Below are 11596 nucleotides of genomic sequence, written 5' to 3' on the forward strand. Positions count from 1 at the left end.
CAAGCATTTTTGGGTTAACCAGTCTTAAGAACCTTCAGCACGCGGCGTGCGAGCCCTAGAAAGGTGAGGGACCAGGCCGCCAGCGCGACATGGACGAACACCCGGGGCACCGGGAGGAGAAAGTCCAGTTCCATCGCTCGCGCCATCTCGATTGTACAGACCGTGTACATGCCCAGCGGGAAGACGGCACCCCAGTAGCCGGAGTCGTACGCCAGCGGGAACCTCTTGTAGACATGCCGCCAGAGCGCCAGGATGAGGAGCATTGGAATCCACCAGGTGCCCGTCGCCCAGAAGAAGATGGTGAAGCCCTTGAGGAACGGAAGCATCGAACGAAGGAACCAGGCATCGGGCGTGTTCTCGATGAGCAGCGACCCGGCGAGGGTGGAAATGGCCATCGCCCCCATGTTGATCCAATAGGGCGGCGAGAGGTCTCCGGGCAGGAACTTGAAAAACGTGTAGCGGTAGAAAATGAGTGATATCATCCAGATGTACATCATGCCGCCCCACAGCCACATCGAGAGCGCCAGGAAATTGATGTGCAGCCGGTGGGGTTGCTCAAAGTGCTGCGCCAGCCGTGCGCTCAACACCGCGATCGCCTGCGTGGCCACGACCGCCAGCAGCCAGGCACCCGTGATGCCCTCCGCCAGCGTGGGTTTGCGTTCCTTGATGGTGATGGTGACAAAGATCAGATACGTCAGGCCAATCCAGAGCAGCACGGCGAACCACCAGAGCAGCACGGCGATCGAGTAATGGCCCGCAATCGCAATGAGTTGATTGCCCAGGATGCACGTTCCCGCCACTATGGTGAAGAAACCGAAACTGCGCTGATGATCCAGCAGGTCGGCGATCAGTTCGCGGGGAAAGCGCAGCAGCCGCCAGGCGCTGAGCACGCACAAGACGACATACTGCGCCGCGTTGAGCCAGAGAAGCGCCACCGCCAGTGTGCGGAAACCGGCAAGGTCGACGCCAATCGAAACAATGCCCGTAGCCATGACCAGCGCGAAATACGCGGGCGAGAGGCCCCGGACCCCTTCCGCGATGCGCGTCATGGTTTCGTTACCTCCAAACCGCGCACCCATTCAGGCGCCTGTTCGCGCATCATGCGCCGGATCACCAGGTGCATCCATGTCAGGGACACCGCCGCCAACGTGGCGAGAAAAACCCAGCACGTCGTCCATAGGCCCGTGGCTTGAAGGAGAAATCCGAAACAGATGGGAAAGGCAAATCCCCCGAGTCCGCCCAGCACGCCGACCAACCCGCCCACCACGCCCACCTGTCCGGGGAAGTAGCCGGGGATGTGCTTGTACACCGCCGCCATGCCCAAGCCCATCGCGCAGCCCAGGATGAACACCCAGAAGGTGAACACCCACTGGTTTGCCTGGAAAAAAACGCGCGTCGTACCGCGCGCAAGGAGCTGACCCTTGCGGACGCTGTCGCCTTCCTTCACCAGAGGCTCCTGCCAACGGGCCGTTTTTGGCCAGATGATGTTCCGATCGTGAGTGAAGTCCAAGAGCTCCTCGGCATTTTTCTCGATCAAGGTGTGGGTCTTTCCGTTCGACAGCCCAATCTCGCGGGGCGAGACTCGCACCACCACGGCGTTGCCGCTGGCCATGATCCCCTCACCGGCGGTGTGGATGACCATCGCAGCGGGGAACAGGAAGACGCATGCCGCGAGGCCGGACACCAGCGTCCCATACATGACCGTCCGCGCACCACACTTGTCGGAAAGCCACCCTCCCACCGCCCGAATGAGGCCCGAAGGCAGACTGAACAGCCCCGTTAGCAAACCGGCCGTCGCCACGGACGTCGCATACACGTTTACGTAGTAGGGAATCAGCCATTGCGAAAGTGCAACAAATCCGCCGAAGAAAAATGCGTAGTAGAGGCCAAAGCGCCAGACGCGCACGATGCGAAGGGGAGCCAGACGCCGCCACAAACCTGCGGGACTCGCGACCTCCATCTTCCTGGTGAAGGTGAACAGCCAGAACACGCCGGCCATGGCGATCAGCATTGCGGCGTAGATCCTGGGAAGTGTCCGCCAGTTTTCCAGGTTTGTCGCAGTGATGCGCTGCAGGAGCAGTGGCGCGAACATCGCCGTGGCCGCGGCACCCGCGTTGCCCAAACCGACAATCCCCAGCGCCGTGCCGATGCGCTTCTGCGGAAACCACGCCGACGTGTAAGCCACGCCGGCGGCAAACGCCGCACCCGTCAGCCCAAACCCCAGCCCGGCCAGCAGAAACTCGCCGTAACGATTCGCCGCGCCAACAAGGAACATGGGCACCGCCGCCGTCAGCATGAGGACGAAGTAAACGAGGCGACCCCCAAATCGGTCGCAGAGGATGCCGACGGGCAGCCGCATCAACGCGCCGGTCAGAACGGGCGTGCCAATCAACACGCCCGCCTTGCTCTGGCTCCAGGCGAAGACCCCTTTCTCGACGAGGAACGTGATGAGCACGCCATACAGCATCCACGCCGCGAAGCAGACGAAGAAGGCGACCGTGTTAAACACCAGCACTTGGATGGCTCTGCGCGAGACCGTTGCGCATCCTGAACCTCCCATGCTCCGTGACGCCTCCTCCTGCTCCATGAGCGCCTCTCGAATTCCTTGTGCGGCTTACAGACGCTGCGCTTCGCCTGGCCGGCCGGACGCCGGAGCCGACAGCGACTTTGAAGGCGCGGTCGCAATCTTTGGAATTGGCTTTTCAGAGAGCAATTCGGTTTCGACAAACTTGACGATCGACCAGAGGTCTTCCGGCGGAAACGCCCCATGCAAGGCCGGCATCACCGGGGGTACGCCGGCGGCGATGCGCATGTAGATTTGCTCGGGCCGGGTGCCCACTTTGTAAGCCTCGGGATTGGTCAGATCGCGGGGACGCAGGGGACGGCCCGCGGAATCAACGAATGTGGGTCCGTCGCCACGTCCGCTCGCGCCGTGGCAGGCTGCGCACATGAGCGCGAACAACTCGCGCCCGCGCTTCACACTGGCCTGGAGCGGAGGGGGAGGCACGGACAGGACCTGGCCGGGCCTCTGCGCGGTGGCGCCCTCAAATTGACGGATCACGGCCACCAGCGAATCGATCTGTCGATCGTCCAGCAGACTGAAATCCGGCATGCCCGCCGACACCAATCCATGCCGCAGCGTGCGCGCCAGATCCACATCGGCGGCCACGCCGTTGTCCGTCGAGAGGAAGCTGAACTTTCCCGCTGTCAGATCGCGTGGGATCGTGGCAAAGGTCGGCGAATGAGCACCCGCGCCGTCGCCACGTCCGTCCACACCGTGGCAGCGGGCGCACTGGCTGACATACAGCGGCATGCCTGCCAGCCGATCGCCGTCCGTCCAGCTGGGTATCTCACTGGCAATGGATTTGCCGCCGCTGTCGCTGGTCCTCGCGTAGCCGAGCCAGAGCGAAAAGCCGCCAAAGAATACCACCAGCGTTGCCAGGGAGTATGTCAGGAAGGACTTGTCGGATCGCAGGGCGAACTCCCATTTGCGCTGATACTTGAACAAGTTGGTCCGCATGCTCTGGTAGGGTCGGACGAAATAGTTGATCGGATAGGTCCAGAAATGGACCAGCTTCGTGAAGGGGAACACGGCAAAAAAGCTCAGCGCCAGAAAGACGTGCCATTTGCTGATGAGAGAGGCCGAGGCCATCAATTCCGGCTGGGGACTGAATGTCGCGACGCTGGCCAGCCATGATGAGGCCGTGTATGCGACGCCGAAGATTCGGTGCACGACCACTTGATACAAACCCAGGCTCAACAGCGCCACCAGGAACACGTGCACCAGGTAATCGTCCCATTGGCTCATGGCGCGGACTTCCGGAACGGCCCAGCGCCGAACCAGGGCGACCAGGGAGCCGAACAGCGTGGCGAAGCCGCCGATCAGTCCTGTCCAGAAAAAGAAGGTGATCCAGCCCTCCAGTCCCAGCAGTCCGCCGATGAAGCCGGCCAGGTGCCCGAGAAAAACCAGCAGGAGTCCCCAGTGGAGGGTGAGGGACGCCGCGCCGAGCAGGTTGCGGCTGAAGAGACTGCTCGCGCGTGTGCTGAATCCGAAGGGACGGTAGATCATGCGGATGACGGGCACGACCAGAAACAGGGTGATGCACAGGTACGGATAAACACCCCACAGAAGGTTCGTCAGAAAAGTGCTTTTCATGGGTTCAAGTGGTCTTGCAAAGAGCGGAGTCCGGTTGGGCCGGCTCGGACGCGGGCCCGTTTGATTGCTCGATTTCCAGCTTCAGCAGTCGCTCCGTCAATTGAGCGACGTGGGAGTAGACATTGGAGGCAGCTCGCAGCTGCCTTGTGAGAGGAGGCAGCGCGGGCATTATGAACTTTTCGACCACCAGGCGGCGGTGCTTCAGAGCGGGATGGCCGGCGCTGAGCGCGAGGAAATCCAGCATCAACGGCAGGTAGTCGGGCAGTTCGCCGTCGTGCATCTCAAGACCGAAGTGACGATAGAGGTTCTTCAGTTGAATCATGTAGGCGTTGCGACCGGAAACCGCGGCACCGCGACAGTTGGTCGGTTCCTCGAACAGATAATGCCCGAGGTAGAGGGGACACTTCGCTTCGATTTCAAAAGTCTGCAGGTAGGTGTCGCAGTCGCCAAGTTCCGGGCTGGCCAGCATCGCCTCGATCGTTTCGCGCAGTTCGGGAACGGCGCTGCCCGCCAATTCCGCAGCCTCACGGAGCTTTTGCGCATCCCGGTCCTCCGGGTAGAGCAGAACCTCGGAGAGAAATCGAAACGCGGCGGAATTGGGATGCGTGGTCATGGTCAGCTCCCGACTTCCTGTCCGGCACCGTGAAACGTTTGCCGGCGGTGCGGTTGCGTGCCGGGCGACATTTCGTCGTAGCCCGCGTAACCGCGCTCGATGTACGGCGCGCCCGCCGTCGCCTCGCGGTGGGTCGTCGGGACGACGAAACGCTCGTGATAATGCGCCAGCGCCAGCAGCCGGTGCATTTCCACCGCCTGGCTCTCGGTCAGGCCGGCCAGTTTCAGCACGGCGAGATCGGGCTGGTTGTACACCCGGATGGATCGGCGGTACGAGCGCAACGCCAGCAGGCGTGTCAGGGCCGACTTCACCTCCTGCTCGTTGCCGGCGGCGAGGAGGCTCGCAAGATATTTGATGGGCACGCGGAAGTCGTCGAGATTCGGGAGGTGCCGCCCCTCCTCATCGCCGCCCACCATGCGCGCGTGTCCGGAGCCGTCGCCGGCGGTCTGCACCGGGCTTTCCGGCGGCACATAAAACAGACTCGGCATCGTGCGAAACTCCGAGTGCAGCGGCAGCGCGATGCGCCATTCCTTCACCATCTTGTAGACAGGCGAACGGCGGCAGGCTTCCAGCCACGGCTCCTCGATGCCGCACTTGCGCGCCTCGGCGATCACCTCGGGATCGTTCGGATCGAGGATCACATCCCGCTGCGCCTGCACCAAGTCAAGGTCGGGCACGTTGGCGGCGGCGGGAACGCGGTCCATGTCATACAACAGCGGCCCCATGTAGCGGATGCGGCCGACGCAGGAATGAAAACAGGCGGGCGGCTGGCCGGTTTCAACGCGCGGATAGCACAGGATGCACTTCTCCATCTTTCCCGTGCGCCAGTTGAAATACACCTTCTTGTACGGGCATGAGGTGATGCAGAAACGCCACGCGCGGCAGCGGTCCTGGTCAATCAACACGATGCCGTCCTCCTCGCGCTTGTAGCCCGCGCCGCTCGGGCACGCCGCCACGCAGCCTGGATTCATGCAGTGATTGCAGATGCGCGGCAGGTAGAACATGAACACCTTCTGGTAGCTCAGAAACGCCTGCCGCTCCTGCGGCGTCATGTCCTTGAAATTGTAGTCCATGCCGCCCGTGCCGTCCTCGGTCGCGCCCGCGCCGTTGTCCTCCCAGTTCACCGCGTAGTTGATGGGAATGTCCTCCTCGCCGGTGATCATGCTCTTGGGCCGCGCCACCGGCTGCGAGCGCGTCGTGGGGGTTTGGGAATGGAGGTCCTCGTAAGTGAAGGTGAACGGGCCCTTGCCGTAGTACTCCTCCATCTGCGGCATCACGGGATTGAAGAAGAGATTCATCATCTCCCAGAAGCGCGAGGCGTTGCGGAGTTTCGGGGTGTCCGCACCTTCGCGCCGCGTCCAGCCGCCGCGATACTTGTCCTGGTTCTCCCACTGCCTGGGGTAGCCGATGCCGGGCTTGGTTTCGACGTTGTTCCAGAACATGTATTCCGCCCCCTCGCGGTTGGTCCACACGTTCTTGCACGCGATGGTGCAGGTCTGGCAGCCGATGCACTTGTCCAGGTTGAACACCATCGCCATCTGTCGTTTGATTTGCATAAGCGTGCTCCTATCGGACGAGATCCTTTTCCTGGTAGATGACCTGCTTCTTCCCGGGTTCGAGCGGCATCTTGCGAATGAAGGCCACGCAGTCGCGCTCGCTGGGACTCGTGCCCCAGTAGTTCAGGAAGTAGGTCCAGTTGGCGTAACCGCCGATCATGGTGGCGGGATTCATCATGATGCGCGTGGCGGCGTTCTGGTTGCCGCCGCGGAGGTCGCTCGCGCCGCGTTCCTGGGCGAGCTTTGAGAAGGGCACGTTCACATGGCGCTCGCTGGAATGGTACATGATGGCCATGTCGCGCGGAATCGTCTGGCTCACGACGGCCCGCACCACGATGATGCCATTCTCGTTGAAGGCCTCGACCCAGTCGTTGTCCCTCACGCCGATGGCCCGCGCGTCGTCCTCGCTGATCCACACGACCGGACCGCCGCGGAACATGTTCAGCATCTGCCAGGAATCCCAGAACATGGAATGGATCTGCCATTTGCCATGCGGCGTGATCCACCGGAACGGACGTGCCGTAGGTCCGGCCTTGGCGATGACGGCGTCGCCAACGCCGATCATGTCGACGGGCGGCTTGTAGGTCGGCAGGCACTCGCCCAGCTCGCGATACGCCCGGTGGTCGAAATAGATCTCCTGCCGGCCCGTGAGCGTGTGCCAGGGTTTCAGCGTCTCGATGTTCATCGTCCACGGCGCGTAGGTGCGGCCGGGTGATTCGATGGCCGACCAGTGCGGCGACGTCAGGCTGCGCCGCGGCTGCGAGATGAGGTCGTTGTAGTTGTGGTGAATCTCGCGGTCGCCCTCGACGAGGTGGGCGAGTGGCAGTCCGGTCTGTTTTTCGAGAACCTTGAACAGCTTGTGGCTTACCTCGCCGTCGCTCTCCGGCGAGATGCGCAGAATGATCTCGGCCACCTGCTGCGCGGTCTCCATGGAAGGCCGCCCGTCCTTTTCTCCGACGAGATAGTTCTTCTTGAGGGCTTCGTATTCCTCCTTGAGGCAGCCATCGATGCCCTTCGTGCCGTAGCCGTTCGGTTCGCACAGGCGGGGACCGAGCGTCGTGTATTTGTCCAGAATCTTCGTGTAATCGCGCTTGATGACACGGAACTTCGGCGCGGTTTTGCCGGGGATCAGGTCCACGTCGCCCTTCTTCCAATCCCGCACCTCGCCGAAAGGCTGCGCCAGCTCATCCGGAGTGTCGGTGATCAGCGGCTGCATCACGACGTCTTCAACCGGATCCGGCAGGTGCTTTTTCGCCAGCTCGGTGAACGCCTTCGCGATGGCCTTGAAGGCGTCCCAGTCATGCCGCGTTTCCCAAGGCGGATCGTGCGCGGGGGTGAAGGGGTGCAGGAAGGAATGCAGGTCAGTGCAGGTCAGGTCGTATTTTTCGTACCAGTGCGCGGTGGGGAGCACGATGTCGGCGTAGTTTGCCGACGAATCCATGCGCAGGTTGACATTGACGAACAGGTCCAGCTTCCCTTCCGGCGCCTGCTCGTGCCATTTGATGTCATTGACCAGTCCCTTCGCGCGGTCTTCGCCCAGCACGTTGTGGTGCGTGCCGAGGAAATGCTTCAAGAGATACATGTGGCCGCGCATGGACGTGCCGACCAGATTGCCGCGGAAGACCCACATCACCTTCGGGTGGTTCTCCGGCGCGTCCACGTCCTCGAGGGCGAACTTGAGTTTGCCGCTCTTGATCTGCCCGCCGAGGTAGTCTGAAACCTCCGCGTCGGTCTTCGCTCCCGCGGCGCGCGCCTCCTTCAGGACTTCGACCGGATTGCGCTTGTCGAACTGCGGATAGCACGGCAGCCAGCCGTTGCGCACGGCGAGCATGTTCATGTCGGCGGCGTGCTTCTTCTCCGGCAGCACCTTCGCCGACGGCGTCCACAGCGGATCGAGCACCATGCCGTCGTAGCGCCATTGGTCGGTGTGAAAATACCAGTAGCTCGTGCCGTTCATCATGCGGGTGACATTGTGCCAGTCCGAAGCGCCGCCGAGGTTCTGAATGGCCGCGTAGGGACGGATTTTTTCCGTGCCCACGTAGTGGTTGAAGCCGCCGCCGTTGCGGCCCATGCATCCGCAGAGGATGCCCATCACCGCTTCGGCGCGATAAGTGAGCGAGCCGCCGTGGTACCAGTGCAGCACGCCCGAACCGGTGATGAACATGCACTTGCCCTTGGTGTGCGCGGCGCTCTCAGCCCACTCGCGCCCGACCCGGATGGCGAGCGAGCGGTCCACGCCGGTCTGCTTCTCCTGCCACGCGGGCGTGAACGGTTGCGCTGCATCGTCGTAGTTCTGAGGATACGCGCCGCTGAGGCCGCGATTGACGCCATACTGTGCCATGAGCAGGTCGTAGGCGGTGGTGACGAGCACGGTCCTGCCATCGGCGAGCTGCAGCGGCTTCACCGGCACGCCGCGAACATGCTCGCGCGCGAGGCGGCCCTTGCCCGGCGTCTTGCCGAAGTTCACATCAAACGTGTCGCTGAAATCGGCGAAGCGAACGCCCGCTTCCTGTTGCGTCGGGCCAAGCATCGTAAGCAGGGGATCGAATGGCTTCCCGGTTTTCTGGTCTTCGAGCTTGAGGTTCCAGCGCCCGGGCTTCTGCGTTTCCCAACGGAAACCCACCGAGCCGCCGGGCAGGCGCGCTTCGCCGGTCTGGCTGTCGAGCATGACCATTTTCCACTCGGGATGCTGTTCGCCCTCGAAACCGGTGAGGTCGCTGATGCGTACGAATCGTCCCGGCAGATACTCGTCCTGCTTGTCGGTCGCTTCGAGCATCACGAGAAACGGCAGGTTCGTGTACTGCTTGGTGTATTCCAGGAAGTAGGGCGTTTGTTTCTGATGATGAAACTCCTGGAGGATGACGTGGATGCAGGCCGACAGGAACGCGGCATCGGTGCCGGGACGGACCGGCACCCAGAGGTCCGCGAACTTGGTCACGTCCGAGTAGTTTGGCGCGAGATTGACGAGCTTGCCGCCGTTGAACTTGTGCTCGGAGGCGAAATGGCAGTCCGGCGTGCGTGTCATCGGCAGGTTCGAGCCAATGACAATCCAATACACGCTTTGATACCAGTCGGCGGACTCGCTCACGTCGGTCTGATCGCCCCACATCATCGGCATGATGTGCGGCAGGTCGTGGTACCATTCGTAGAAGCTTAGCATGGTGCCGCCCAGGAGGTTGTTGAGGCGCTGGCCGGAAAGGAAACTCACCATGCTCATCGCCGGGATGGGTGAGAACGACGCGATGTGGTCCGGGCCGTATTTCTTGATCGTGTAGATCAGCGAGGCCGCGATGATCTCAGTCGATTCCTCCCACTTCACGCGCCGCCAGCCGGCCTTGCCGCGGGCGGACTGGTATTTCTTCTTGCGTTCAGGATTCTCGACGATGGACGCCCACGCCTCGACCGGGTCCTTGCCCGCCTCGCGCTCCTTGCGGAACATCTCGAGCAGCACGCCGCGCACGTAGGGATACTTCGGCCGCACCGGACTGTAGGGATACCACGACGACGAGATGCCGCGCTGGCAGCCGCGTGGTTCATAGTTCGGCGTGTCCGAGTTGATCTGCGGCCAGTCGGTCTTTTGCAGTTCCCAGCAGATCAGCCCGTCCTTCACGAACACCTCCCAGGAGCACGAGCCCGAGCAGTTGACGCTGTGGCTGGTGCGCACCGACCGGTCGTAGTTCCAGCGCTTGCGATAGAACTCCTCCCAGTTGCGCGGCTCATTGAGCACGCGAAACCAGCGCGAACCGTTGCCATTCCCATTGCCGTTGCCGTTCTTGCTCATGGTTGTGTCTCCTCGGGTGAAGCCGCGCCCGCATGGTCAGGTGTTTGAATTCCGAAGCCCTGCAAAAAGACGGTGACGAACGGGCGGAAATCCAGCGCCGTGCCGTACACGGCTACCACGCCCTGGCGTTTCAGATCGTAGACCAGATTCACCGCGACATTGCGTCCGATGGGATGCTGCCGCGCGTGCGGGCGTTCCTCCTCTTCTTCGCCAATCGCCGAAATGGACGCGTACACCAGCCCCGCCGGATGCACCTGCCACCAAGCGCGGAAAATCCAGCCGTCGCGTTCGGTCTCGGCCTCGCCATACTGCTGCCGTTCCGGATCGGATGGGTCAATCTCCCACTGGAACACCGGTGCAGGTCCCCGCCACGTTGTCGAAGCGCGATCCCCCATTGGCCCACCCAGCGGATTCGGACCCTCCTCACCATATCCCGCATCTGGAGCCAGGTCGGGCCGCGCCATCGCCGCGATCATCGGGTCGGGATCAAAGCCCGTGCCATCCGGGCGCGGCTCGCGCGGCAGCGCACCGGGTGTTGTCCCATGGCGATCGGTGGAGTCCCGCGGTTGGTCCCTGCCGCTCGTCACCTCGATCCTGACTTCATAGCCACCAAGCGCCGGCAGCTCTGCGAGTGCCTTCCGTGCGTCGGTTTGGATTTGAAACGCCGTCTCCGGCTTTGCCGAATTGATCTCCAATCCGACGCAGATGGCACCGTTGCGCGCGGTGATCTCCTTCACGACGCCAAACGAGACAATATTCCGCGAATATCCCGGATATTTTACGCGGGAGAGCGCTTCCTTGATCTGCGAATGCAGAGTCTCCTGGCTGATGGGGGGGCTCATTGGGGTTGGGGTTCGTTTTGGATTGGGGGGTCTGTTTTCAGCCGCCGCCGGTTTCCGCGCGCCTGTCCCGGTGCAACACTCCGCTGGTGAGCACGCGCGCACGCAAACCGCCCCGGCCTTTGAGCCAGTCCTCGGTGCGTTCGTTGCCAAACGCCTGATTCATCCAATAGCAGGGCCGGCATTCCTCCACGCCGGCAAAGCGCAGGCCCTGGATCTCGAATTCCTTTCCGACCAGCTCCGGCAGGTTCGCGCCGCTCACAAAGACATTCCGGCGCGTGGCGGCAGGTTGCGCCTCGGATAGATTCAGCTCGCGTCGAAGCGCTTCGAAAACCTCCAGTGAAAACAGGGTGATCTGACCCTTGTAGTCCGTTTTGAAATCGAAGAAGCGGTCGCCACGAATGCCACGTCCAGCCACGCACTCGATCTGATCCGCCTCCACCATGGGATGGCTTCCGGGCGGACCGCCATGGTGGCCGAAATAGTTGTGGCCCGGTGAGACAAACAGGTGGTGGACATGAATCTTTGCAGGCGGGCGGACAGCAGATTCGTGTGCTTTGGTTGCCGAAAGTGTCGAATCAAGGCACAGTCCTCCCCCCAGCGGTCGTCGGAGCGTTGACGTGGGCGTGATCATGCCGCTTCCTTTCGTTG

The 11596-nt window shown here is 62.3% G+C and carries 8 protein-coding genes; all 8 read right to left on the minus strand.

Annotation, left to right across the window (positions count from 1 at the left end; genetic code table 11):
- Positions 1 to 14 precede the first annotated feature (14 nt).
- From HS122_17810 to HS122_17845, 8 genes are read right to left on the minus strand one after another with little or no spacing between them, the layout of a single operon-like run.
- A complete protein-coding gene (locus HS122_17810; protein ID MBE7540254.1) occupies positions 15 to 1079 on the minus strand; it encodes a tellurite resistance/C4-dicarboxylate transporter family protein in 1065 nt (354 codons plus the stop codon).
- The gene (locus HS122_17815; GenBank protein ID MBE7540255.1) at positions 1046 to 2560 is read right to left on the minus strand and encodes an MFS transporter; all 1515 of its coding nucleotides are present in this window, start codon (positions 2558 to 2560) and stop codon (positions 1046 to 1048) included. Before HS122_17815 ends, HS122_17810 begins: the two co-directional genes overlap by 34 nt.
- Before the next feature lie 54 nt (positions 2561 to 2614).
- A complete protein-coding gene (locus tag HS122_17820; protein MBE7540256.1) occupies positions 2615 to 4156 on the minus strand; it encodes a respiratory nitrate reductase subunit gamma in 1542 nt (513 codons plus the stop codon).
- A 4-nt stretch (positions 4157 to 4160) separates the two neighbouring features.
- Entirely contained in the window at positions 4161 to 4769 is a 609-nt protein-coding gene (locus tag HS122_17825; GenBank protein MBE7540257.1) for a molecular chaperone TorD family protein, read from the minus strand.
- A gap of 2 nt (positions 4770 to 4771) precedes the next feature.
- On the minus strand, positions 4772 to 6325 hold the full coding sequence (narH, locus tag HS122_17830; protein ID MBE7540258.1) for a nitrate reductase subunit beta: 1554 nt from the start codon (positions 6323 to 6325) through the stop codon (positions 4772 to 4774).
- Positions 6326 to 6335: 10 nt separating this feature from the next.
- Positions 6336 to 10106 (minus strand): nitrate reductase subunit alpha, encoded by a 3771-nt coding sequence (locus tag HS122_17835; protein MBE7540259.1) that lies wholly within the window; start codon positions 10104 to 10106, stop codon positions 6336 to 6338.
- Positions 10103 to 10948 (minus strand): DUF59 domain-containing protein, encoded by an 846-nt coding sequence (locus HS122_17840; GenBank protein MBE7540260.1) that lies wholly within the window; start codon positions 10946 to 10948, stop codon positions 10103 to 10105. Before HS122_17840 ends, HS122_17835 begins: the two co-directional genes overlap by 4 nt.
- Before the next feature lie 37 nt (positions 10949 to 10985).
- Positions 10986 to 11468: a molybdenum cofactor biosysynthesis protein gene (locus HS122_17845; protein ID MBE7540261.1), complete on the minus strand. Its 483-nt coding sequence runs from the start codon at positions 11466 to 11468 to the stop codon at positions 10986 to 10988.
- Positions 11469 to 11596: the final 128 nt, after the last annotated feature.

The sequence above is a fragment of the Opitutaceae bacterium genome (assembly GCA_015075305.1).
Lineage (GTDB): Bacteria > Verrucomicrobiota > Verrucomicrobiia > Opitutales > Opitutaceae > UBA6669.